This window comes from Klebsiella sp. D5A, assembly GCF_001620885.1.
Classification (GTDB): domain Bacteria; phylum Pseudomonadota; class Gammaproteobacteria; order Enterobacterales; family Enterobacteriaceae; genus Klebsiella; species Klebsiella variicola.
In genome coordinates this window covers 26,045-48,560 of sequence record NZ_LOAR01000023.1, presented here as the reverse complement: position 1 = coordinate 48,560, position 22,516 = coordinate 26,045, and the positions used below count along the sequence as shown (strand labels likewise).

23 protein-coding genes and 1 pseudogene are annotated in these 22,516 nt (G+C 60.1%); 11 read left to right on the top strand and 13 right to left on the bottom strand.

What is annotated here, in order from left to right:
• Positions 1–39: 39 nt before the first annotated feature.
• From dbpA to zntB, 3 genes are all read right to left on the bottom strand, one after another.
• Positions 40–1,416, bottom strand: a complete 1,377-nt coding sequence (gene dbpA, locus AS136_RS24380; RefSeq protein WP_032732890.1) for an ATP-dependent RNA helicase DbpA — start codon at positions 1,414–1,416, stop codon at positions 40–42.
• 14 nt (positions 1,417–1,430) lie between these two features.
• Entirely contained in the window at positions 1,431–1,625 is a 195-nt protein-coding gene (ynaL, locus tag AS136_RS29240) for a proline-rich small protein YnaL (RefSeq protein WP_049245597.1), read from the bottom strand.
• A 316-nt stretch (positions 1,626–1,941) separates the two neighbouring features.
• Positions 1,942–2,925: a zinc transporter ZntB gene (gene zntB, locus AS136_RS24375; RefSeq protein ID WP_008805152.1), complete on the bottom strand. Its 984-nt coding sequence runs from the start codon at positions 2,923–2,925 to the stop codon at positions 1,942–1,944.
• A 278-nt stretch (positions 2,926–3,203) separates the two neighbouring features.
• Between zntB and AS136_RS24370 the strand changes: the two genes are divergently transcribed.
• The 3 genes from AS136_RS24370 to AS136_RS24360 all read left to right on the top strand — a co-directional run bounded on the left by AS136_RS24370 (position 3,204) and on the right by AS136_RS24360 (position 5,460).
• Positions 3,204–3,947 carry a DeoR/GlpR family DNA-binding transcription regulator gene (locus tag AS136_RS24370; RefSeq protein WP_023322501.1) on the top strand — a complete coding sequence of 248 codons (744 nt, stop codon included), beginning with the start codon at positions 3,204–3,206 and terminating at the stop codon, positions 3,945–3,947.
• Entirely contained in the window at positions 3,910–5,028 is a 1,119-nt protein-coding gene (locus AS136_RS24365; RefSeq protein ID WP_023322500.1) for an oxidoreductase, read from the top strand. Before AS136_RS24370 ends, AS136_RS24365 begins: the two co-directional genes overlap by 38 nt.
• Before the next feature lie 237 nt (positions 5,029–5,265).
• Positions 5,266–5,460, top strand: coding sequence for a hypothetical protein (locus AS136_RS24360; protein ID WP_008805155.1), 195 nt, complete (start codon positions 5,266–5,268; stop codon positions 5,458–5,460).
• Positions 5,461–5,575: 115 nt separating this feature from the next.
• Here AS136_RS24360 and AS136_RS24355 read toward each other — a convergent pair whose 3' ends face one another.
• Both AS136_RS24355 and AS136_RS24350 read right to left on the bottom strand, forming a co-directional pair.
• Positions 5,576–6,325, bottom strand: a complete 750-nt coding sequence (locus AS136_RS24355; RefSeq protein ID WP_008805156.1) for a hypothetical protein — start codon at positions 6,323–6,325, stop codon at positions 5,576–5,578.
• A 235-nt stretch (positions 6,326–6,560) separates the two neighbouring features.
• A complete protein-coding gene (locus tag AS136_RS24350) occupies positions 6,561–7,937 on the bottom strand; it encodes an amino acid permease (protein ID WP_023322499.1) in 1,377 nt (458 codons plus the stop codon).
• Between the two features lie 333 nt (positions 7,938–8,270).
• Here AS136_RS24350 and AS136_RS24345 point away from each other — a divergent pair, with 333 nt between their 5' ends.
• From AS136_RS24345 to AS136_RS24335, 3 genes are all read left to right on the top strand, one after another.
• Positions 8,271–8,750 (top strand): Lrp/AsnC family transcriptional regulator, encoded by a 480-nt coding sequence (locus tag AS136_RS24345; RefSeq protein WP_008805158.1) that lies wholly within the window; start codon positions 8,271–8,273, stop codon positions 8,748–8,750.
• A gap of 250 nt (positions 8,751–9,000) precedes the next feature.
• Complete coding sequence (locus tag AS136_RS24340) at positions 9,001–9,615, top strand: YitT family protein (protein ID WP_023322497.1); 615 nt, start codon at positions 9,001–9,003, stop codon at positions 9,613–9,615.
• A 38-nt stretch (positions 9,616–9,653) separates the two neighbouring features.
• On the top strand, positions 9,654–10,853 hold the full coding sequence (locus tag AS136_RS24335) for an amino acid aminotransferase (protein ID WP_012968380.1): 1,200 nt from the start codon (positions 9,654–9,656) through the stop codon (positions 10,851–10,853).
• A gap of 44 nt (positions 10,854–10,897) precedes the next feature.
• Here the strand turns inward: AS136_RS24335 and AS136_RS24330 are convergent, their stop codons facing one another.
• Genes AS136_RS24330 through AS136_RS24320 form a run of 3 tightly spaced genes read right to left on the bottom strand, consistent with a single transcriptional unit; the run spans position 10,898 to position 13,387 of the window.
• Entirely contained in the window at positions 10,898–11,566 is a 669-nt protein-coding gene (locus tag AS136_RS24330) for a methionine ABC transporter permease (protein ID WP_004892563.1), read from the bottom strand.
• On the bottom strand, positions 11,559–12,572 hold the full coding sequence (locus AS136_RS24325) for a methionine ABC transporter ATP-binding protein (protein WP_008805160.1): 1,014 nt from the start codon (positions 12,570–12,572) through the stop codon (positions 11,559–11,561). The genes AS136_RS24330 and AS136_RS24325 overlap by 8 nt, the downstream gene beginning before the upstream one ends.
• 8 nt (positions 12,573–12,580) lie before the next feature.
• Positions 12,581–13,387, bottom strand: coding sequence for a MetQ/NlpA family ABC transporter substrate-binding protein (locus tag AS136_RS24320; protein WP_008805161.1), 807 nt, complete (start codon positions 13,385–13,387; stop codon positions 12,581–12,583).
• A gap of 220 nt (positions 13,388–13,607) precedes the next feature.
• Between AS136_RS24320 and AS136_RS24315 the strand changes: the two genes are divergently transcribed.
• On the top strand, positions 13,608–14,783 hold the full coding sequence (locus tag AS136_RS24315; RefSeq protein ID WP_012968383.1) for an aminotransferase class I/II-fold pyridoxal phosphate-dependent enzyme: 1,176 nt from the start codon (positions 13,608–13,610) through the stop codon (positions 14,781–14,783).
• 46 nt (positions 14,784–14,829) lie between these two features.
• On the opposite strand, the gene AS136_RS24310 is transcribed toward AS136_RS24315, so the two are convergent.
• The gene (locus AS136_RS24310) at positions 14,830–15,864 is read right to left on the bottom strand and encodes an NADP-dependent oxidoreductase (protein WP_023322496.1); all 1,035 of its coding nucleotides are present in this window, start codon (positions 15,862–15,864) and stop codon (positions 14,830–14,832) included.
• Between the two features lie 88 nt (positions 15,865–15,952).
• Here AS136_RS24310 and AS136_RS24305 point away from each other — a divergent pair, with 88 nt between their 5' ends.
• Positions 15,953–16,501, top strand: a complete 549-nt coding sequence (locus tag AS136_RS24305; protein WP_016160883.1) for a TetR/AcrR family transcriptional regulator — start codon at positions 15,953–15,955, stop codon at positions 16,499–16,501.
• 56 nt (positions 16,502–16,557) lie between these two features.
• Here the strand turns inward: AS136_RS24305 and AS136_RS24300 are convergent, their stop codons facing one another.
• Together AS136_RS24300 and AS136_RS24295 are read right to left on the bottom strand one after the other, a co-directional pair.
• Positions 16,558–17,469, bottom strand: a complete 912-nt coding sequence (locus tag AS136_RS24300) for an NmrA/HSCARG family protein (RefSeq protein WP_023322495.1) — start codon at positions 17,467–17,469, stop codon at positions 16,558–16,560.
• Positions 17,462–18,332: pseudogene (locus tag AS136_RS24295) on the bottom strand (MBL fold metallo-hydrolase). The gene AS136_RS24300 and the pseudogene AS136_RS24295 overlap by 8 nt, the downstream one beginning before the upstream one ends.
• Positions 18,333–18,419: 87 nt before the next feature.
• Between AS136_RS24295 and AS136_RS24290 the strand changes: the two are divergent.
• Positions 18,420–19,343 carry a LysR family transcriptional regulator gene (locus AS136_RS24290; RefSeq protein WP_023322493.1) on the top strand — a complete coding sequence of 308 codons (924 nt, stop codon included), beginning with the start codon at positions 18,420–18,422 and terminating at the stop codon, positions 19,341–19,343.
• Positions 19,344–19,362: 19 nt separating this feature from the next.
• Here the strand turns inward: AS136_RS24290 and AS136_RS24285 are convergent, their stop codons facing one another.
• Positions 19,363–20,268, bottom strand: a complete 906-nt coding sequence (locus tag AS136_RS24285; protein ID WP_023322492.1) for a LysR family transcriptional regulator — start codon at positions 20,266–20,268, stop codon at positions 19,363–19,365.
• A 138-nt stretch (positions 20,269–20,406) separates the two neighbouring features.
• On the opposite strand from AS136_RS24285, the gene AS136_RS24280 reads away from it, so the two are divergent.
• A complete protein-coding gene (locus AS136_RS24280) occupies positions 20,407–21,336 on the top strand; it encodes an aromatic alcohol reductase (protein ID WP_012541970.1) in 930 nt (309 codons plus the stop codon).
• Between the two features lie 25 nt (positions 21,337–21,361).
• Positions 21,362–21,568 (top strand): YdgH/BhsA/McbA family protein, encoded by a 207-nt coding sequence (locus AS136_RS24275; protein WP_004179576.1) that lies wholly within the window; start codon positions 21,362–21,364, stop codon positions 21,566–21,568.
• Positions 21,569–21,618: 50 nt separating this feature from the next.
• On the opposite strand, the gene AS136_RS24270 is transcribed toward AS136_RS24275, so the two are convergent.
• Positions 21,619–22,497, bottom strand: a complete 879-nt coding sequence (locus tag AS136_RS24270) for an AraC family transcriptional regulator (protein ID WP_023322491.1) — start codon at positions 22,495–22,497, stop codon at positions 21,619–21,621.
• Between the last annotated feature and the right edge of the window lie 19 nt (positions 22,498–22,516).

The following is a 22,516-nucleotide window of genomic DNA, read 5'->3' as shown; positions in this document are numbered from 1 at the left end:
CGCGTCTCAGGCAGCCGCCTGAGACGCACTAACCTGCCCTTACTTCAGCAGTCGAACGCGGCAGGCTTTGCCCTTAATCTTGCCATTTTGTAACTGCTTATACGCCTTCTGCGCCATATTCTGGCGGATCGCCACATAGACATGAGCCGGATGGACGGTAATTTTACCGATATCGGCGCCATCAAAACCCATATCCCCGGTCAGGGCTCCCAGCACATCTCCCGGGCGCATTTTCGCCTTTTTACCGCCGTCGATACACAGCGTGGCCATCTCCGCCGTCAGCGGCGCGATGGTGGTGTTGCCCGTCGGCGCCGGCAGCCAGTTCAGGGAAAGCTGCAGCATGTCGGCCAGGATAGTGGCGCGTTGCGCCTCTTCCGGCGCGCAGAAGCTGATGGCCAGCCCTTGTTCGCCGGCGCGGGCGGTACGGCCGATGCGGTGAACATGCACCTCCGGATCCCAGGCCAGCTCGAAGTTCACCACCAGCGCGAGGGATTTGATGTCGAGGCCGCGGGCGGCGACGTCGGTCGCCACCAGAACCCGGACGCTGCCGTTGGCGAAGCGCACCAGCGTCTGATCGCGGTCGCGCTGCTCGAGATCACCGTGCAGCGACAAGGCGCTCTGCCCGGCGGCGTTGAGCGCATCGCAGACCGCCTGGCAATCGCGTTTGGTGTTGCAGAACACCACACAGGATGCGGGTTGATGCTGGCTGAGCAGGCGCTGCAGCAGGGCAATCTTACCGTGGCGGGAAACTTCAAAGAACTGCTGCTCAATCGCCGGGAGCGCATCGACAGTGTCGATCTCAATTGTCTGCGGATTGCGCTGTACCCGGCCGCTGATCGCCGCGATTGCCGCGGGCCAGGTGGCGGAAAACAGCAGGGTCTGCCGGTCAGCCGGCGCGAAGCGGATCACCTCGTCGATGGCGTCGCTGAAGCCCATATCGAGCATGCGGTCCGCTTCATCCATCACCAGGGTCTGCAACGCGTCAAGGGAGACCGTCCCCTTCTGCAGATGATCGAGCAGACGGCCCGGGGTGGCGACGATGATATGCGGGGCGTGCTGGAGTGAATCTCGCTGGGCGCCAAAGGGCTGCCCGCCGCAGAGCATCAGAATCTTGATGTTCGGCAGGCAGCGCGCCAGGCGACGCAGCTCACCGGCAACCTGATCGGCCAGCTCGCGGGTCGGACACAGGACCAGCGACTGGGTTTCAAAGCGCGCCGGATCGATATGCTGCAGCAGACCCAGCCCAAATGCGGCCGTTTTTCCGCTGCCGGTTTTTGCCTGCACGCGCACATCTTTCCCCGCAAGGATCGCCGGCAGGGCGGCGGCCTGAACCGGGGTCATCGACAGATAACCCAGCTCATTAAGGTTGGCTAATTGGGCGGCAGGTAAAACAGTCAGGGTAGAAAAAGCGGTCACAATGTATTCTCGTATTAAAGGACGGACAATCTGCAGGCGCGTATCCTCGCAGATCTCCGCGCCTGATGCGACAATTTAATCGGCTCTTCGTCAGGCGGCGGATCGGGCTGCGGCTGCGGACGCGGTCGTGGGTCGGGTAAAGGAGCCGGATCGTTCGGCTCGGGTGAGATGGGGATAGACTGGGCTGTCAGCCCTGAAGCGTAATGCATAGAGGCCTCCCGGAGAGTAATACGGGCGTACCCGCAGGCTTAACGGCCTGAAGACCGTCGGGTGTCTTAGTAAGCGTAGAAGCTGGTCCGGAGAGCGCAAAAAAAAAGCCGACTCAACAAAGTCGGCGTCGTACGAATCAATTGTGCTATGCAGTAATTCAAAAAAGGAAGTAAGACAATATGGAGCGCAACGCCCATCGCTTGACGTTGCATTCACCTGCGAGAGAGATATTGCCCTGAATGGGTAGGTGGTTTATTGATTTCGCTCAAACATTGCCGGGTTTTCCCGGCAATGCGGCCGCTAAAAGGCGATTCTTTACAACCATTTACTGCGATGTAACCACCACGCAACACCACCGATGACAACAACTAACATCAGGCAGAAGAGGCTAAACCCCAGATGCCAGCTGTTTCCCGGGATCCCGCCAAGGTTGACGCCGAACAGGCCGGTTAAAAAGGTGCTGGGCAGAAACACCATCGCCATCAACGACATCGTGTAGGTCCGCCGCGCCAGCGACTCCTGCATAATCTGGGCGATCTCGTCGCTCATGATCGCCGTCCGGGCGATACAGCTGTCGATCTCATCCAGACCGCGCCCCAGCCGCTCAGCGATATCCTGCATCCGCCGCCGCTGATCGTCACTCATCCACGGCAGCCGCTCGCTGGCCAGTCGGGCGTAAACGTCGCGCTGCGGCGCCATATAGCGGCGCATCACAATCAGTTGCTTACGCAGCAGCGCGAGAAAACCCCGCGGTGGCACCTGTTGGTCAAGCAGGTCATCTTCCAGGTCGATAATGCGGTCGTGCAGCTGTTCGATAAACTCGCTGGCATGATCGGTCAGCGCATCGCAGACTTCCACCAGCCAGCTGCCGCCGTCCGTCGGGCCATTGCCCTCCTTCAGGTCACCCAGCACATCGTCCAGCGCCAGCACCTTGCGCTGACGGGTGGAGACGATCAGCCGCTCGTCCATATACAGACGCATCGCCACCAGCTGGTCGGGACGCTCATCGGTACTGCCGTTAATGCAGCGCAGGGTGATCAGCGCCCCGTCGCCGATCCGCGTCACCCGTGGCCGGGTGCTCTCCCCCGCCAGGGCGTCACGCACGTTGTTGGGCAGCAACGGGGTGGCCGCCAGCCAGTCGGCGCTGTCGCTGTGGGTATAATTCAGATGCAGCCAGCAGGGCTTGTCTTTGTCGATAATATCGTTATCGGTGAGCGGCTTCACGCCCCCCTGCCCGTCGAGCACCCACGCGAAGATCGCGTCCGGTATTTGCAACTCCGAGCCTTTAATCGCGTCCACTCAACCTCCGTTAATCCATACCTGTCACATTGCGCGCACTCTCTATAAGGTACGCGAAAGCGCGCTTTTTCGCTTTTTATTGCCCGGTAAGTAGGGCTAATAGCTTCATTAAAAAGCGCTTTCGCCCCGGGTCGCGCTGCACTCCTCATTTAACGTTAAAGCGTAGTGAAATCAAGTTCTTCCCGTTTTGCCGATCTCAATGCGTCTTTTTGCGGTTTATTTTGCCACTCATTGCTGTATTATGCTGTTTATTGCGTTAATTTGCGGAGTCGCTTGCCATGCATAAGCTCGCCAGACAAAAACACATCCTCGACAGGCTGAGTGAAAACGGCCAGCTAAGCATCAGCGAACTGGTCGAAGGGCTACAGGTCTCGGCCGATACCATTCGCCGGGATCTGAGCGAGCTGGAAAAACAGGGTGTCCTGCAGAAAAACCACGGCGGCGCCATCGCTCTTAACGTCCCGGCGATGACGCGCCAGGGTCGAAACGCCCTGCTCCCCCAGACCAAGCAGCGCCTGGGTCAGCAGGTCGCCGCGCGCATCCCCCTCGGCTCGACGCTGTTTCTTGACGCCGGAAGCACGGTGCTGGCGGTCGCCGCTCAGCTTAAAGGGCCGATGACCGTGATCACGCCTTCGCTGGATATCGCCCAGCTGTTTAGCGACCGTACCGATATCCAGCTGATCCTGCTTGGCGGCCAGTGGGACAGTGAACAGCGGCTGTTCGCCGGCAGCGCTACGCTGTCGCTGGTCGCCCGCTACCGGGCCGACATCGCCATTCTCGGCGCCTGCGCGCTTCATGCCGGGCTGGGGCTGAGCGCCAGCCAGGAGGCCGATGCTGACGTGAAGCGCGCCATGCTGGCCGCCAGCGCAGAGCACTGGCTGGTGGCAGACCATACCAAAGTCAACCATTGCGAGCCGTGGCTGGTGGCCGGGCTCAGCGATATTCACCATCTTTTTCTTGATCGTCCCTGGGCTGAGCTGGGGGATGACCCCGCCCTCTCTGTACACATTGCTGACGCTTAACCGCGTGGAGAACCTGATGAGTAACAACACAATAAATATCGCCCTGATTGGCTATGGCTTCGTCGGTAAGACCTTCCACGCGCCGCTTATCCGTTCAGTGCCGGGTCTGAATCTGGCGTTCGTCGCCTCGCGCGATGAAGAGAAAGTCAAACGCGACCTGCCGGATGTCACGGTCATCGCTTCCCCGGAGGCAGCGGTTCAGCATCCGGATGTCGATCTGGTGGTCATCGCCTCCCCCAACGCCACCCACGCGCCGCTGGCCCGCCTGGCGCTGAACGCCGGCAAGCATGTGGTGGTGGATAAACCTTTTACCCTCGATATGCAGGAAGCCCGGGAGCTGATCGCCCTGGCTGAGGAGAAACAGCGCCTGCTCTCGGTCTTCCATAACCGCCGCTGGGACAGCGACTACCTGGGGATCCGTCAGGTCATTGAGCAGGGCGCCATTGGCACGGTGAAACACTTCGAGTCGCATTTTGACCGCTTCCGTCCGGAAGTTCGCGTCCGCTGGCGTGAGCAGAACGTCCCGGGCAGTGGTTTATGGTTCGATCTGGGGCCCCACCTGATCGACCAGGCGCTGCAGCTGTTTGGTTTGCCGCAGTCGGTACAAGGCAATATCGCCACCCTGCGCGACGGCGCGGAGATCAACGACTGGGCGCATGTGGTATTAAACTACCCGGCGCATAAAGCGATCCTGCACTGCAGCATGCTGGTCGCGGGCGGCTCCTCGCGCTTCACCGTGCACGGCGATAAAGGCAGCGTGATCAAAGCGCGGGCCGACCAGCAGGAGAGCCAGTTGCTGGCGGGCGTGGAGCCGGGAAGTGCCGGCTGGGGTCAGGATGATGACAAGCTGGTGATCTATGACGCCTCGCTGCAGACCCACTCTCAGGCCACTCCGCAGGGCGATCAGCGCCAGTACTATATGCAGATCCGCGACGCGCTGAACGGTCAGATCGCCAATCCGGTGCCGCCGGTTGAAGCGCTGGCGGTAATGGCCGTTCTGGAAGCGGCGGTGCGCGCTGCAGAAAGCGGCATGGTGCAGACCCTGGACCTGACCGACGACGAGCGCAACGCGCTGCGCTAATCCTGCCTGCTCTCCGGTTATCTGCGCATCCCGCAGGTAACCGGTTCCTCCGTTCCATTTCAGAAAAAAATCACTACTCGTCCGCAATCTAACCCTCTTTTATCCTGCTTTATAGCGCAAAGCACCGCTGGAAATTTTAGCCAATTGGGAGGAGGATAGAGAGCAGATCGATCGTGATGAGAAAAGGGTTGCTGACGCTGTGGACGCGGCGACCGCATTTATGGACAGGAGAAGCTCATGTACTACACGTTAGGAGATACCACTCTCCATTTTTATCGCTATCAGTGCAAATTTTACGTCGCCCACTGGGACGGGGGTAACGTGATGGACGAGAAATTTAAACCGTTTATCGAACAGATCACTGAGAAGACCGGGCTGGATGCGAAACGCGTCGAGACCGCCGCGCGCGATTATTTTACCAACGTGGATTAACATGCAACCTGGTGTTGTAGGGCGTGGGTGCAGGCTGGCGCGATGAACGCGCATGCTAACCCACGCTTTCGCCGCCAGGTGTTTCTCTCCTGGCGGCTTCCCTTCCCCGTCGGCCTTAAACCGTGGACAGTTTGGCCAGAATGGCGGCGAAGGCATCATTAACGTTATCGCCGGCGAGCAGTTTTTTACGCAACGTGAAGCTTCTGCCGCTGGAACGGATCCGTAGCCGAACTTTCGCATCATTATTCCCGCGCTCAGCCAGCACAACGTCACCTAACGGAATAACGTAGGTATCGGCATAGAGCCCCGGTGTAAATATCATCGACTCGCCGCTCACGCCAATCACCACCCGATTCTGCAGACGATAGCCATTGCACAGCGCAACAATGCCGGCGGCAATAAATACCCCGCCAATACCCATGCCAATCATTAAGATAATAATGCCGGCGATGAGCGCCAGCGCCCCCTGCGGATAAAAACCGGATGCATTAAAGGTTAATAGCTGGTGATTATCGTCGCGGCCCATCGCCCCGGTTGTTGACCGCCACGGGGTAAAACCGGCGTTAATCCGCGTTTGAAAGCTGAACATACAGCCAACCAGAAAGATCATGCTGGCGGGCACCATCACGATACCGCCAATAAATGCCAGCACGATGGCCAGATAAGGATAGCGGCCCGACAACATAATACTGACGGCCTGAACCACCACGGCGATAAACAGAGCGAGCACCAGCCAGGACCACATGCTGTCCGCCCGATGATGAAAGTTCAGCTGTCCTTCATCGAGTAATAAATTTCGCGCGACAAAACAGATAATAATATTGACGAACAGGCCTATCCAGACCAGTTTATGAACATGCTTCATCCCATACTCCATTATGTATTTTACTATTCCATTCGGTGGCATTATAAAATAAACCTGAATGCCGTCGGGATATTACCAAAGCGCCACGCAATATCAATAAAAAGCATGTTCATGTCATCTATTCCCAGATTAACATGTCCGGTTATCATTTATAGGAATTATAAAATCCACTAGAAGTATTGACGTTATTTTCACGATGAGAATATCACCCTGCCGCCCGGCAGGGTGTTGGCGATTAACCTTCTTTCATCGCCACCAGCGCCGGGGCGCTTTTCTTCCGCAGCAGATAGCCTGCGGCGAGGATCAGCAGCCATACCGGGATCAGGCAGACGGAGATGCGGATGTCGGGAGTCAGATACATCACCACGAGGATCCCGGCGAGAAACAGCAGGCACAGCCAGTTAGTCAGGGGATAGCCGAGGCTTTGGAAGGCCGTTACCTTCCCGGCCCGCTGCATAGCGCGACGAAACTTGAGATGGGTGATGCAGATCATCGCCCAGTTAATCACCAGGGCCGCCACCACCAGCGCCATCAGCAGGCCAAACGCTTTACCAGGCATCACATAGTTAATCACCACGCAAAGCGCCGTGGCGACGGCAGATATCGCCAGCGCGGTCAACGGGATCCCCCGGCGGTTAACACGCAGCAGCGCCCGCGGAGCATTGCCCTGCTGAGCCAGGCCGAATAGCATCCGGCTGTTGCAGTACACACAGCTGTTGTAGACCGACAGCGCGGCGGTGAGCACCACCAGATTGAGAGCGTTGGCCACAATATTGCTGTCAATGGCATGAAAGATCAGCACAAAGGGGCTACCCCCCTCCACGACGTTACGCCAGGGATAGAGTGACAGCAGGACCGCCAGCGAACCCACATAAAACAGCAGAATACGGTAGATCACCTGGTTGGTGGCTTTGGGAATGGTTTTATGCGGTTCGTCGGCTTCCGCCGCGGTGATCCCCACCAGCTCAAGCCCGCCGAAGGAGAACATGATTACCGCCATCGCCATTACTAAGCCCGTGATACCGTTAGGAAAAAATCCCCCGTCCTGCCACAGGTTGGCCACCGTCGCCGCCGGGCCGCCGTGGCCGCTAAATAACAGATAGCTGCCAAAGGCGATCATGCTGATGATGGCGGCCACTTTGACAATCGAGAACCAAAACTCCAGCTCGCCATACACTTTGACATTCGTCAGGTTGATGGCGTTGATCGCCACGAAGAAGATCGCCGCCGACAGCCAGGCGGGTACTTCCGGCCACCAGTACTGAATATAGATCCCCACCGCCGTCAGCTCCGCCATGCTCACCAGCACATACAACACCCAGTAATTCCAGCCGGACATAAACCCGGCGAAAGGCCCCCAGTAGCGGTTGGCGAAATGGCTGAACGACCCCGCCACCGGCTCCTCTACCACCATCTCGCCAAGTTGTCGCATGATGAAGAAGGCGATCGCTCCGGCGATGGCGTAGCCCAGCAGGACCGAGGGGCCTGCCATACGGATCGTCTGCGCGATACCTAAAAACAGTCCGGTGCCGACCGCGCCCCCGAGGGCGATCAACTGGATGTGGCGGTTTTTTAACCCACGTTTTAACTGATGCTCTTGCTGCGTTGTCATCTCTGACCTGCCCCTGTCTGTAAAAAGTCACCTTCGGCGATAGCAACTTTCAGGCCAGGGCGCAGCATCCCGCCATAAGAGCAAGAGCAAGATATTGAATTTTATTAAAATATTATTTATCCGTCTGTTCTGGGGCGTGAGTGATGCGCCGCCAGGCCAAACATAACGCGCAATAAACCGCCTGAAATCGCACAGTTCATGAGAAAAATAGCCTTCTCATGCATAAAGCTGACCCGTTTTGGTGCGCCGGCGTCGTCGCCCTGTCGTCAGACTTCACGGCGGGCAAAAAGCTGTTAGGCTGTTAACCACTCTGACGTTCCATTAGTGGCCACCATGTACAACATCGACGACTATGATTTGAAAATTCTCACCCTGCTGCAGGCCAATGGCCGTTTGACCAATCAGGAACTGAGCGATCTCATCGGCCTGTCCGCCTCCCAGTGTTCACGGCGCCGCATCGCCCTTGAACAGGCGCAGCTTATCCTCGGCTATCACGCGCGGCTGGCGCCGGATGCTGCCGGACAGGAAATGCTGGGTCTGATAGAAGTGCGCTTGCTGAATCACACCCCGCAATGCGTGGAGAGCTTTCACCAGATGCTCAGTGAAGTGGACGCCATCCTGGACGCCTGGAAAACCACCGGCGACGCCGATTATCTGCTGCGGGTGACGGTCCCGGACCTGCCCGGTCTGAGCCATTTGATCAGCCATATTCTGGCGCAAAACAAAGGGGTCGCCCACCTGAAAACCGCGGTGATACTCAACCGCCTTAAAGAGAATGGCCAACTGATGCCGGGCCCGGATCCGCTGCGCTGAATCAGGGCATGATGCCCTGCGCTGGTGCAAACGCAGGGTTAGTTAATGCATCACAGCGTGATAATTTGCACGATTTGCGCAATGGATTGCAGAAAATCGCATGACTTGTGCAATTTTCTCTTTTCGGCATAACAATACGTTAGGCTGAATAGCGTCTGTTTTTTCCGCAAACGATCGCCAGGCCCTCTCCTCTGGTGCGATTTTTGCAAATAAGGACTTATCCTTGTTAACGAAAAGATAGTGCTTATTTATGGATAATATCCTTTCCCCTGAAAAACTGACCCACACCTGGCTGGAGGATACCCTGGCGCTGCTGTTCGGCACGCTGATGATCTCCTTTGGCATTATTTTATTTCGCCAGGCCGGCGCCCTGACCGGCGGAACGGCAGGTATGGCCTTTCTGATCCACTATGCCACCCACCTGCCGTTTGGCGTGGTCTTCTTCGTCATTAACCTGCCTTTCTATTGGCTCTCTGTCCGGCGGATGGGCGCCGCCTTCACGCTGAAAACCTTCTGCGCGGTCGGACTGGTGTCCCTGTTCTCTGACCTGCACGGTTACTTTATCCATGTCGATCGCCTGAACCCCTATTACGCCACCCTCTTCGGCAACATCATGGTCGGCATTGGCTTTGTGGTGCTGTTTCGCCATAAAGCGAGCCTCGGCGGCGTTAATATTCTGGCCCTCTATCTGCAGGACAAAAGTGGCATCCGCGCCGGTAAATTCCAGATGGTGGTTGACGCCTGCATCGTCACCGCCTCGCTATGGGTAGTAAGCCTGCCGATGCTGCTGGTCTCTATCCTCGGCGCCGTAGTTTTGAATTCGATTATCGCCATGAACCACCGTCCCGGACGCTACGCGGTGTAATGGCTTCACCTTTGACGGTCATTCCAGGAGTAACCACTGTGTTTCAGAACGTTGACGCCTATGCGGGCGATCCTATCCTGTCGCTGATGGAAGCCTTTCAACAGGATCCCCGGGCAGACAAAGTTAACCTCAGCATCGGGCTGTACTATAACGAGCAGGCCATTATTCCCCAGCTGGAGGCGGTCCGTCAGGCCGCTGACCGGCTGCAGAGTCAGCAGCAAAAGGCCAGCCTTTATCTGCCGATGGAGGGGCTGGCGCCCTATCGCCGCGCGGTCCAGACCCTGCTGTTTGGCGACAATCATCCGGCGTTGCGTGCCGGACGCATCGCCACCATCCAGACGCTGGGGGGCTCCGGCGCGCTAAAGGTGGGCGCTGATTTCCTCAAGCGCTACTTCCCCGACTCCGCGGTCTGGGTCAGCGATCCAACCTGGGAGAACCACGTTGCCATCTTTGCCGGCGCCGGCTTTGAGGTACATACCTATCCCTGGTTCGACAGCGCCACCCGCGGGGTGAATTTCCCCGCTATGCTCGCCGCCCTCCAGCAACTGCCGCCGCGCAGCATTGTGCTGCTTCACCCTTGCTGCCATAACCCGACGGGGGCCGATCTCACCCGCGAGCAGTGGGATCGCGTGATTGAGGTGCTGATCGGCAGGGAGCTGATCCCATTCCTTGATATCGCCTACCAGGGCTTCGGCCGCGGACTGGACGAGGATGCCTATGCCATTCGCGCCATCGCCAGCGCCGGGCTGACGGCGCTGGTCAGCAACTCGTTTTCCAAGATATTTTCGCTGTATGGCGAGCGGGTTGGCGGCCTGTCAGTGGTCTGCGACAATGCCGATATCGCCGGGCGCGTGCTGGGCCAGCTGAAAGCCACCGTGCGGCGCAACTACTCCAGCCCGCCGGGGTTTGGCGCCCAGGTGGTATCGCAGGTGCTCAACGCTCCCGCGCTGAACGCCTTGTGGCAGGAAGAAGTGGAAGCCATGCGCACCCGCATCAGCGCCATGCGCGTCGCGCTGGTGACGGCCCTGCAGGCCGCCCAGCCGGAGGGTGATTTTTCCTATCTGCTGACCCAGCGCGGCATGTTCAGTTATACCGGCTTTAGCACCCGGCAGGTGGACATCCTGCGTGAAGAGTACGGCATTTACCTGATCGCCAGCGGTCGGGTCTGCGTGGCCGGGCTCAACCACGGTAATATTGCGCGAGTCGCCCATGCCTTTGCCGCGGTCTCCACGCGCTAAGCCGCTGTCCCGCGAACCGCGGTTACCCCGGGGCGGGACGACGGTTATTCGCGACGCAGTCGGCGAGCCAGGCGGGTGCCCAGCGTCTGAATGAGCTGGACAATCACAATCAGCACCAGGGCGGTGGTGAGGGTGGCAAAGGCGTCGAAGCGCTGATAGCCATAGGTGATCGCCAGGTCGCCAATTCCGCCGCCGCCCACCGTTCCTGCCATGGCGGTCGCACCAAGCAGGCCGATGGTCGCCGTGGTAAGGGCCAGAATCAGCGACGCTGCCGCCTCCGGCAGCATAAAATGCCAGACCGTCTGCAGGGGGGTCGCGCCCATCGCATCCGCGGCTTCGAGGATCCCCTCATCCACCTCCAGCAGTGAGCTCTCCACCAGCCGGGCAATGTACGGGGCGACAAAAACGATCAGCGGCACGATGGCCCCCGCGGTGCCGATAGTGGTGCCCACCAGCAGTCGGGTAAAGGGCAGGATCACAATCAGCAAAATGATAAACGGCAGCGAACGCAGCACGTTAATCAGCGGATTCAACGCCTGATGCACCACCGGGTTGGCCACGATGCCGCCGGGACGGCAAACCACCAGCACAATCCCTAACGGTACGCCGATCAGCGCGCCAAAGCCCAGCGAGACGGCGACCATAATCAGCGTGTCATGCAGCGCCAGCAGAAACTGATCGCCGGTAATGGCGGTATCAATAAGATCAAACATGGGTGATTTTCACTCCTGCATCGGCCAGATGGGTGATGGCGCGGTCGGTTTCGTCAGGCTCGCCGAGGAGTTGCACAATCATAAATCCCAAAATCCGGCCCTGAACTTCAGACATGCTGGCAAACAGGATATTCACCTCGACAGCATACTCGCGGATCAGGTGGTTAATGATCGGCTGCTGCGCCGTCGCGCCGATAAATTCGAGGCGTATAGCCCGGGCGCCGTTATCGCGCTGCAGGAGCGACGCCACCCGCTGCGGCAGACGATCGTGCACCACCGACTGCACGAAACTGGCCGTTACCGGATGCTGCGGCTGGGCAAAGAGGTCGAAAACCGTCCCCTGCTCAACGATACGGCCCGCCTGCATCACCGCCACCTTGTGACAGATTTTCTGGATCACCGACATCTCATGGGTGATCAGTACGATGGTGATGCCATAGCGGCGATTAATCTCCTGCAAGAGCAGTAAGATCTGCACCGTGGTGTGGGGATCGAGCGCCGAGGTGGCTTCATCGCACAGCAGTACCGACGGGTTGGTGGCCAGCGCCCGGGCAATACCGACCCGCTGCTTTTGTCCACCCGACAGCTCATTAGGGTAGCTGTGGATTTTGTCGCTCAGATCGACGAACGCCAGCAGTTCCGCCACCCGCGCCTGGATAAAGGCCTTGTCGCGGCCTTGTAAAATCAGCGGGATGGCGATGTTATGGAAAACGGTTTTCGAATTCAGCAGATTAAAATTCTGAAAGATCATGCCGATATCTTTTTTGATGGCCTGCAGGCGCTGGCCGCTGCAGGCCTGTAGCGGCTCGCCGTTTAACAGCACCTCGCCCTCGCCAGGCGTTTCCAGACGATTAATCAGCCGTAATAAGGTGCTTTTTCCTGCCCCGCTGTAGCCAATAATGCCGAAAATATCGCCTCGTTCAATGCTGAGATTAATATCCTGCAGGGCCAGAACCGGATGTCCTTTCCTGGAAAAGCTTTTACTGACGTGGCGAAACTCTATCATCGCGTTATTCATTTTAAATAATCAGGAAGCAGGTAACCATCATACTGCGGATGGCTGAGAATATATTTTTTGAAATCGGCAGAGTGGTAGCCATCGATAATATCTTTGGCAAACTGCGCCTTCTGATTTTTACCGGCGACGGTCACGACATTAATAAAATGGCTGGTGGCTGCCTCCAGCTTTAATGCCGAGGTCAGGGACATACCGCTGGAGACGGCGAAATTGCCCTGAATCAGGCCATAGTCGACATCCGGCAGAGCGCGAACCTGCTGGGCATTATCCATCTCTTTAAGGACAATTTTGTACGGATTGTCAACGATATTGCGCTGCGAAAAAGTGGCGGGGTCGCTGTCCGGTTTGACCTTCACCCAGCCCAGGCTCTGCAGCACCAGCACCGCGCGATATTCGTTTGACGGCTGGTTCGGTACCGACACGACGGTCCCTGCCGCCGGCGTCCCCAGGGTGGTCAGTTTACCGCCGTACAGCCCCATCGGCGGCGTGGGGACCTGCACAATGCCCACGTTATCAATCCCCAGCCGCTCATTGATCGCTTTCAGATATACCGGATGCTGCATAATATTCGCTTCGATATCCCCGCGGGCTACTGCATCATTCACCTGAATACCGTCGCTGAAATCCTTATATTCGATTTTATATCCTTTACTCAATAAATAGGGCGCAACGCCTTTCTCAAATTGTTCTTTGTACGGCCCGGGGTTAAAGCCGACGCGAATAAGATGATCATCGGCGGCGGCATAAAAAGAGGTGGCCGACAACAGGGCGAGAGTCATCCCGAGCGCAACTGACTTGTTCATAAGGTATTTTCCTGGAAGGTTGGCGATATTGAGCGATTAAATCACAGCCGACTGTGGGTTGTAAGCCAGAACGCCGGATTTCCTTTTGCTAATTCCTCATTAACTTTTGCTATATCGACATATCCTAAAAACAAGAATCCTTTGCGTTTTTTGTTATTTAGCCAGGCGCAATAAATCCCTTAAAGATGGCTAATTATTCGTGACTTACACCGGGAATGTTATGCCTGATTTTACTGCTTCGCCGCTGGTGGACGCGCTGGAAGAGAATCTGTTCAGCTTGCTGGAAAAACTGGCCGCGGAGGTCAACACCGAAGCGCTACCGCTGATCGATCTTTCCAGCGGCAGTCCGGATCAACCCACTCCGCCGGAAGTGATTGACTCGCTGCAGAGCGCCATTCATCGTCGTGAAAACCATGGCTACCCGTCGTTCTGGGGCAAACCACAGGTCCGCGAGGCGATCGCCCAGTTCTATCGCCGGCAGTATGATGTGGAACTCGATCCGCACAGCGAAGTCGCCGTGTTTCAGGGTTCGCATATCGGCATTGGCGGCATCCCGCGGGCGCTGCTCAGCCCCGGTCAATATCTGATCTCCACCGATCCCTGCTATCCGATTTACCGCTCAGCGGCGCTGCAGTCCCAGGCAACGTTTTATGGCCTGCCGCTCAGGGCGGAGAACCATTTCCTGCCGGATTTTAACGACCTCCCCCGGGAGGTGGCTGACAAGGCCGGGCTGGTGGTGCTTAACTACCCGCATAATCCAACCGGCGCCCTCGCCACGCCGGCGCTGTTCGCCAGCGCTCTGCAATTTGCCCGTCGTCACCAGGTGCCGATCCTCCATGATTTTGCCTATGCGGCCATCGGCAGCGCGGCCAGCGATGCGCCGCTGAGCCTCTTCTCCCAGCCCAACGCGAAAGCATGGGGAGTGGAAACCTATACTTTTTCCAAGACCTTTAATATGGCCGGCTGGCGCTTCGGCTTCGCGGTCGGCAACGCCTCGATTATCCAGGCGTTTAAAAAGCTGCACACCCATAGCTACAGCACGGTGTTTGGCGCGATTCAGGATGCGGCGATCGCCGCGCTCAACCTGCCGGCCGAACGGATTGCGCAGCTGACGGCGGTCTATCATCAACGTCGGGAGTGGGTTCTGCGTCGACTGGCTGCGCTGCGCTGGCCGGCGCGTGCCGCACAAGGCACTTTCTTCCTCTGGCTCGGCGTGCCGCCCGGCTACCGTTCGCAGGAGTTTGCCCGCCTGCTGCTGCAGGAAGCGCATATTCTGGTGGCGCCAGGCACTGGTTTTGGCGAAGGGGGTGAAGGGTTTATTCGCATCAGCCTCACGGCAGGCGACGACGCGCTGAGCAACGCGCTGGACCGTCTCGCCCGGCTGGCGCTGTTTTAGTCCGCCGCCGGGGGAAGTGAAAACACGTAACCCAGGCCGCCGGGGGTTACTCCGCTGAGGAGTCCATCACCGACAGCACAATTTTGCCCTGCAGACGACCTTGCACCGCTCGCTCGTGCGCCATCTGCGCCTGCGCAAGGGGGAAAACGCTGTCAATCGCCACCCGGATGACCCCGGCGTCCAGCAGGTCGGCAAGCCGGGCGAGCTGCGCGCCGCTGGAGCGTACCTGGGTGGTCGAGACCGTCACTCCGCGCTGTCGCGCCTCTTCCGCCACGGCAAAACCGAGCGGAAAGACCGGGTACAGCGCGCCGCCGCGCCGCAGGGTACGCAGAAAACGGCCGCTGGCCGGCCCGCCCGGGGCATCGATGACCAGATCCAGGTCACGCACCGCCTCCTCAACCGCAGTGGTCGTATAGTCGATAAAAGCATCGGCGCCGAGCTGACGCAAAAAGGCTTCATGGCGGCCCGCGGCGACGGCAATCACCTCGGCGCCCTGCCACTTCGCCAGCTGCACGGCGAAATGACCAACGCCGCCCGCCGCACCGTTGACCAGGACGCGTTTACCCGCCAGCGGCACCGGCCGATGCGGCCCCGGCTGCAGCGGATTCGCCACCTCATGCCCGGGATCGATCATGAACTGCCAGGCGGTGAGGAGCGACATCGGCACCGCGGCGGCCTGCTGATGGCTCAGGGTTAGGGGTTTGCGGGCCAGGTCGCTGACCGGTACGCTAACGTACTCGGCGTAAGCGCGGCTGCCCCCTGCCGCCCCTTCAGGAAAACGCGCCATGGCATACACGTCGTCGCCGACCGCCACCTCCCGGACGTCATCCGCCCGCGCCACCACCACCCCGGAGAGATCGGTCCCGAGGATCAAGGGAAAGCGGACCTCGGGCCGCCATTCCGGGGGCAGCTGTTGATAGCCATCGCGCAGATAGCTGTCCGGTGGGTTCACGCCCACCGCGTGCACCTGCACCAGCACCTCGCCAGCCTGCAACACCGGCAGTGGCGCATCCTCATAGCTCAGGACTTCCGGCCCGCCAAAGGCGTGCTGTTGAACAGCCTTCATCATCTGCGTCGACATCGCTTTCTCCTCATATGGAAATGCGTTATATTTAACGGAGCACTGTTCCGAATATATGGAGCAGTGCTCCGATTGTCAAGGAACGCCAATGAGAGCTGATGCCAGAAAAAATTATGATCTGTTGATCGACGTGGCCCGGGAAGTGTTTGTGGAGCAAGGCGCCGAGGCCTCGCTGCGCGATATCGCCCGCCGGGCGGGCGTCGGAATGGGAACCCTCTACCGCCACTTTCCCAACCGCGACAGCCTGCTGGAAGCCCTGCTCCGCAGCCGCTTTGCGGCGCTAACCGCCCGGGCTGAGTCGCTTCTGCTCGCCGCCGATCCTGCCGCGGCGCTGCTGGAGTGGCTGGCCGAGAGCGTGGCGTTTACCCATCAGCATCGCGGGATCATCGCCCCGCTGATGAGCGCTATCGACGATCCTGAATCCGCCCTGCACAGCGCCTGCGTTGCCCTGCGCGCCGCCGGTACGTCGCTGCTGACCCGCGCGCAGCAGGCCGGGCAGGCACGGCCAGATCTCAGCGGAGACGAACTGTTCGATCTGATTGCCGCGCTTGCCTGGCTGCGGGAGCAGCCGTCCCATGCCCCGCGCGCAGAGCGGATTTTAGCGGTGCTGGCCGACGCGATCCTGACTGCCGCCTAGCGGCGGCCAGCCACCGACGAGACAGCACGCCTCGAGAGTGACCGGTACGCCCGCCTTTAACGATTAAACGCCCAGTTGGCCCCGCTGGTCAGCGCCCGCTCGAAGGCGGGACGGCCAGGGCCGGACAGCCAGCCGGCGAAGGTGTGCAGCTGCGGGTGCAGCTGGCGCAGGGCGTTGAGGTCGGCGTGCCCGGCCAGCCGCCCGTCGTCCACCAGCCCGGTCAGCTTGTGCAGAAAAGGACTGGCAGCCAGCACCTCATCGGAAAATCGAGAATAGGGGATCGGCCGTCCCGCCGCCGCGGAGAATAACGCCTCCAGTTGACGGCCGGTCACGCTGTCGCTGGCGATCTCAAACGTCTTGCCGGCAAACCGCGCTGGCGCGGCGAAAACCGCCGCGACAAGATGGCCGATATCCTCCACCGCCAGCACCTGCATCCTCCCCTCCGGCAGCATAAAAAAATGAAAATGACCTTCATCAAGGCCAAAACCGGGCATCACCAGCAGCTCCATAAAGGTGGCGGGCCGCACGATGGTCGCCGCCAGCGGCAGGCGGCGGATATGCCGTTCAATTTCCGCTTTGGTGTCATAATGCGCTACGCCGGTCGGCGTCTCCCCCGCCGCGCTGCCGGAGCTGTACACCAGATGCTTCACCCCGCACTCGACGGCGAGATCGGCGATGGTTATCCCGTAGCGTACCTCCTGCTCATCGGTCACCGTCCCTCCCGGCGAACTGGGCTGGACGCTGAAGACGCCGTCGACCCCGGCCATTGCCGACCGCATTGCCGCCCGGTCTTCAAAGGTACCCACGACCAGCTCGGCTCCCCGCGCCGCCAGCGCGACAGCCCCGGCGGAGAAAGGATCCCTGACTAGCGCCCGAACCCGCCAGCCGCGGTGCAGCAGCGCCCGCGCCACCGAGCCGCCCTGCTGACCGGTGGCGCCAAAAACCAACACGCTTTGCGCATTATTCATCACTGTTTCCCCTTATCTGCAGCCTGTTGCCCGGCCTCTCGCCAGCGATAGTCACCTTGCTTATCCTCCTCCAGCCAGCCGCAGGAAGGCCCGGCAAAATGCCCGGTGAACCATTGAGCATGATGGCTTGCCCCCCACGCCATCATCTCCCGTCGGGAGGCTTCCGCCTGCCGGGGATCGCCGCAGAACGCTGAGTTCCACTGCGGATGGGCAAACTGGAGCGGGGAATGAAGGAGATCGCCGGAGAAACAGGCGTAGTCATCTCCAGCGGCGAGGATCAGCGCGGCATGGTCCGGACTGTGGCCGGGGGTGGGCACAAAGGCGATCCGCCCGCCGACCCGCGGTCGGGCCGCCACATCGACGGTTTCCAGCAGGCCGGCTTCGATCACCGGCAGCAGGCTGTCGAGCCACAGCGCCCGGTAGCGTTCACTGTTTTTCACCCGCGTCAGCTCTTTTGCCGAGCACAGGTAGCGGGCGTTGGGAAACAGCGGCACCCAGCGATCGTCCTGCCAGACGGTATTCCATCCGACATGGTCGGTATGCAGGTGGGTCAGTAGCACCAGGGTCACGTCCTCCGGATTCACTCCCGCGGCGCGGAGATTCTCCAGATACGGCGTGTTAAGTTGATGATAGAGCGGATTGCCGCCGCGCTCCCGACCGTTGCCGGTGGCGGTATCGATAACAATCAGATCGTGGGGAGTCTGCACCAACCAGCTGTGGATTGACAGCGCAATCGGCTGAATAACGGCCTCCGCCTCCGCTACCGGGAACGCCTCTGGATAGAGCGCCGCCGGCTGCAGGGTAATCTCGCGCTCCGGCACTTTGAAAATCAGGCTATCGCCTGTCTGGTAAGTTTGCATCACACCCTCCGCGCGCATTGCGCTGGTTGATTTATCGGGGTGAGATTCACTATGCTGCCGGGATAACCCACATTCAAATTGATTATCATAATGAAGAAAATCATTGAAAATGATTTTAGTCGTATCGATCTGAATCTGTTGACGGTCTTGATGGTGCTGTACCGCGAAGCGAGCGTCACCCGCACCGCAGAGGTGCTGCATCTTGGCCAGCCGGCCATCAGCGGGGCGCTGAAGCGGCTGCGCGAGATGTTTGACGACCCGCTGTTCGTGCGCAGCGCCAGAGGCATGCTGCCGACGCCGCGGGCGCAAGCGCTGATGACCGACCTGCAGCCGCTGATGGAAAACCTGCATTCGGCGATGTTTGGCGTCGGGGAGTTCGTCCCGGCGCGCGCGCAGCAGCTTTTTCGCATCGGCCTCAGCGACTGGAGCGAACACTGGCTGATGCCCCAGCTGTTACCCGGGCTGATGCAGGAGGCGCCTGGGGTCTCACTGCAGTCGATAGCCGCCGACCCCTTCCAGGTTCGCCAGTTGCTGGAGGAGGAGCGCATTGATGTCGCGGTGTCTGTCAACAAACAGAGCCGCGGGGAGGTGGTCAGCGAGCCAGTGATGACCATGGGAGTCACCACCCTGTGGTCGCCGCAGCAGATCCCCTGTCGCGGGCCGCTGTCGGTGAGCGACTTTGTCGCCTGGGAACATGTGATGGTGGCCTATCGCGAAACCGGCCACGGTGAAATTGACCGCCAGCTCGCCAGCCAGGGACTCGCGCGGCGCGTGCGCTTTGCCACGCAGAATTTCTCCACCTTTCCCCTGCTGCTGACCACCCTGCCGCTGTTCGCCACCGTCCCGCAGGGGCTGGCGCGGCGCTGGCAGGCGCAGTATGCGCTGCGCGCGGACGCTCCGCCGGTAGCGTATCCGGAATTTACGCTGTGCATTTTGCGGCACAAACGCCGGGCGCAGGATCCGGCGCTGAACTGGCTGGTGACGAAGTTAAAACAGGCCATGCGCGGTCAATAACCGGGCCGATGCCCCGGCATCAGGCCTCGCTGAGCGGGGGTTGCAGAACGCGCCTGCTCCAGTCATAAAACGCGCGCACCGCCGGCGGCAGATAGCGGTTTTGCGGATAGACCAGCGACAAGGGAAGATCAGAAGCGGCCTGCTCCAGACAGGCGACCAGCGCCCCGCTCTGCAGATAAGGTTGCGCCAGATAGCTGGCGACGCGGATCAGGCCCAGCCCCTGAACGCCGGCCTGGATATAGGCATCGGTATCGTCGACCACCAGCGTCTCCTGCATACGGATCGCGGAGTCGCCGTCATTGAGAGAGAAAAGCCAGTCGATGGTCCGCCCGGTACGGTGGTTCAGGTAGCCCACCGCCCGGTGCTGGTGCAGATCGTCGATGCCCTGCGGCCGGCCGTGGGCCGCGAGCCAGGCCGGCGAGGCGAGGACCATCCAGCGGTAGCGAGCCAGAGGACGCGCCACCAGGGTGGTGGAATCTTCGATTCGCCCGGTACGGATCACGCAGTCGAATCCCTCCTGAATAATATCTTCCACGTTGTCGCTTGAGCAGAGGATCAGCTCCAGGTCGGGATACTGCTGCAAAAACTCGCCGATCCTCGGCAGAATGCAGTGGCGGGCAAGGGATTGCGGCATCCCCACCTTGAATCGCCCGGCGGGCTGAGCCGAGCGCCCGGGAAAAGAGGCTTCCATCGCCGCCATCTCGGCCAGCAGCCTTTTACACTCCTCATAATACCGGCGACCCTCCGCCGTCACGCTGAGCTTGCGGGTGGTGCGCTGGAGAAGCTGCGCCCCGAGCCAGGCTTCCAGCTCCTTCACCACCCGCGATACCGTGGAGCGCGGCTGCCCGAGCACCTCCGCCGCACGGGCGAAGCTGTGGGCATCCACAACCGCAACATACAACTGCATGGCATCCAGTCTGTCCATTTCGTACTCCCCCGGCAATTATTATCCCATTATCACGAACAGTCTAACCCGAAATCCTGTTCTTATCGAATGATGCCCGCCCCCCTACACTGAGCCTGTAGCCCGTCAATACAAGGCTTAACTGAGCAAGGAGTCAAAATGAAAACTGATAATCTTAATCATGAGGAAAAGGTATTGGTGCTGGGAGCGGGACAACTGGGCGCCGCCGTTCTCGATGCGCTGGTGCCTGCGGTGATCCAGCGCCAGGGCACGGTCTCGGTTATCGTCTCGCCGGCGGCCAGGGATGAAGCCGGCCAGCTGCGGTCGGCAAACCATCAGGCGCTGGCCGACGCCGGAGCCACCCTCCTCGCCGTCGACATCGCCGGTAGCGCCATGGAGACGCTGGCCGATCAGTTTCGCGGATTCACCACCGTGATTAACTGCATGGGGTTTGTCGCCGGTCCGGGGACACAGCTGAAAATTACCCGCGCGGTGCTGGCGGCCGGGGTACCCCGCTATTTTCCCTGGCAGTTTGGCGTCAATTACGATGTGGTCGGCAAAGGCAGCGGTCAGCCGGTCTGGGACGAGCAGTACGATGTCCGGACCCTGCTGCGCGCGCAGCGGGCCACGGAGTGGGTCATTGTCTCCACCGGGATGTTTACCAGCTTTCTCTTCGAACCAGACTTCGATGTAGTGAATTTATCCAACCGAACCCTTCACGCCCTTGGCAGCTGGGATACCCAGGTGACCGTCACCTCACCGGCGGATATTGGCCGCCTGACCACGGCGATTTATCTGCATCAGCCGCGGATCGTCAACGAGGTGGTGTTTGTTGCCGGCGAAACAACCTCTTACCGGCAGCTGGCAGATACCGTGGAGCGCGTAACGCAGCAGACGTTCAGCAAAGCCGTCCACACCCTGCCCGCCCTGCTGGAGCAGCTACGGACAGACCCGGATGACGCCATGCTGCGCTATCGCGCCGCCTTCGCCCGGGGGGATGGCGTGTGGTGGCCGATGGGCGACACCTGGAATGCCCGCCACCAGCTGCCGACCCAGGACATTGCCGGCTGGCTGCAGACCGCGCGCTGATTTTCTCTCACAGGACAGAATGACGATGAACAAGTTGATTCCACTGATCGTATTGAGTTGTCTGCTGCCTCTGGCGGCAAATGCCAGAACCATCACCGCCACCGGCGATACCCTGGACCATGCGGAGAGCAAAATCCGCCAGCAGGCCGCCCGCGAGGGCGCGACTACCTATCGCATCACTGAAGCGCGAATGGGCAACAAAGTGCATATCACGGCGAAAATCGCGGACTAAACGACCGGCGTCAGGCTCAGGGATGAGCTGCCGCCTGCCCGCGCGCCAGGTCAGGCGCTCATTTTTTCCCGTCGACGATCGCGGCCCGGCGGCGCGCCATACAGGCGAGCGTATTCCCGGGTGAACTGCGACACGCTGATATAGCCCACCTCCCCGGCAGCCTGGGCAATGCTCATCCCTTCCGCCAACATCAGGCGACGGGCGTGGATCAGGCGTAACTGCTTCTGAAACTGCAGCGGCGACAGCGTGGTCACGGCGCGGAAATGACGGTGAAAGACAGAGACGCTCATCCCGGCGGCATCGGCCAGGGCGTCGACGCTGACTGGCTGCATAAAATCCCGGCGCAGCATCGCCACCGCCCGGCGGATCCGCGCCGAATGGCTGTCTACGGCGCCCAGCGCCCGAATGGCCGGCCCATGGACACTCTGCAACAGCCAGTAATGCAGCTCCCGCCGCAGACCTTCCCCCAGCACCGCCAGCGCCCCCGGTTGATCAAACAGTCTTGCCAGCCGGTAAGCGGCATCCGTCACATCGGCATTCATCGGTTCGATACCGACGCGGGGCGCCTCATCCGGCCCTGACGGCCCGGCCTCCTGCAGCTCGCGCAGGATAGCCAGGTCCAGCTCCAGCACCAGCGCGTAATAGGGAAAACGCTGACTGGCCTCGGTGATCTGGCTGGTGGTGGGGACATCCGCGGCAATCACCATCGCCTCCCCCGGGCCATAGTCAAAGCTCGCCAGGCCGGTGGTCACGCTCTTACGCCCCTGGAGCAGCATGGCCACCAGCGGCCTGGAGATAGCCGCCTGTAGATCGCCAGGATGCAGGGCCCGCACCAGGGTGATGCCGGGAACCGGGGTAACCGCCACCCCGCTGCTATCGACATGAGCATCAGCAAACCGGCGGCAGAGATCGAACAGGGCGTCGCGCATAAGTTCCTTTCAGGCAAGT

Bases quoted from the DNA above. Each gene is read 5' to 3' on its own strand.
- AS136_RS24340 (WP_023322497.1), top strand. From the start codon at position 9,001: ATGGATAATATCCTTTCCCCTGAAAAACTGACCCACACCTGGCTGGAG.
- AS136_RS24300 (WP_023322495.1), bottom strand. From the start codon at position 17,469: ATGAATAATGCGCAAAGCGTGTTGGTTTTTGGCGCCACCGGTCAGCAG.
- AS136_RS24305 (WP_016160883.1), top strand. From the start codon at position 15,953: ATGAGAGCTGATGCCAGAAAAAATTATGATCTGTTGATCGACGTGGCC.
- AS136_RS24270 (WP_023322491.1), bottom strand. From the start codon at position 22,497: ATGCGCGACGCCCTGTTCGATCTCTGCCGCCGGTTTGCTGATGCTCAT.
- AS136_RS24325 (WP_008805160.1), bottom strand. From the start codon at position 12,572: ATGATAGAGTTTCGCCACGTCAGTAAAAGCTTTTCCAGGAAAGGACAT.
- AS136_RS24315 (WP_012968383.1), top strand. From the start codon at position 13,608: ATGCCTGATTTTACTGCTTCGCCGCTGGTGGACGCGCTGGAAGAGAAT.
- AS136_RS24275 (WP_004179576.1), top strand. From the start codon at position 21,362: ATGAACAAGTTGATTCCACTGATCGTATTGAGTTGTCTGCTGCCTCTG.
- AS136_RS24345 (WP_008805158.1), top strand. From the start codon at position 8,271: ATGTACAACATCGACGACTATGATTTGAAAATTCTCACCCTGCTGCAG.
- AS136_RS24350 (WP_023322499.1), bottom strand. From the start codon at position 7,937: ATGACAACGCAGCAAGAGCATCAGTTAAAACGTGGGTTAAAAAACCGC.
- AS136_RS24290 (WP_023322493.1), top strand. From the start codon at position 18,420: ATGAAGAAAATCATTGAAAATGATTTTAGTCGTATCGATCTGAATCTG.
- AS136_RS24355 (WP_008805156.1), bottom strand. From the start codon at position 6,325: ATGAAGCATGTTCATAAACTGGTCTGGATAGGCCTGTTCGTCAATATT.
- AS136_RS24310 (WP_023322496.1), bottom strand. From the start codon at position 15,864: ATGTCGACGCAGATGATGAAGGCTGTTCAACAGCACGCCTTTGGCGGG.
- AS136_RS24320 (WP_008805161.1), bottom strand. From the start codon at position 13,387: ATGAACAAGTCAGTTGCGCTCGGGATGACTCTCGCCCTGTTGTCGGCC.
- AS136_RS24370 (WP_023322501.1), top strand. From the start codon at position 3,204: ATGCATAAGCTCGCCAGACAAAAACACATCCTCGACAGGCTGAGTGAA.
- ynaL (WP_049245597.1), bottom strand. From the start codon at position 1,625: ATGCATTACGCTTCAGGGCTGACAGCCCAGTCTATCCCCATCTCACCC.
- AS136_RS24365 (WP_023322500.1), top strand. From the start codon at position 3,910: ATGACCCCGCCCTCTCTGTACACATTGCTGACGCTTAACCGCGTGGAG.
- AS136_RS24280 (WP_012541970.1), top strand. From the start codon at position 20,407: ATGAAAACTGATAATCTTAATCATGAGGAAAAGGTATTGGTGCTGGGA.
- AS136_RS24330 (WP_004892563.1), bottom strand. From the start codon at position 11,566: ATGTTTGATCTTATTGATACCGCCATTACCGGCGATCAGTTTCTGCTG.
- AS136_RS24285 (WP_023322492.1), bottom strand. From the start codon at position 20,268: ATGGACAGACTGGATGCCATGCAGTTGTATGTTGCGGTTGTGGATGCC.
- AS136_RS24360 (WP_008805155.1), top strand. From the start codon at position 5,266: ATGTACTACACGTTAGGAGATACCACTCTCCATTTTTATCGCTATCAG.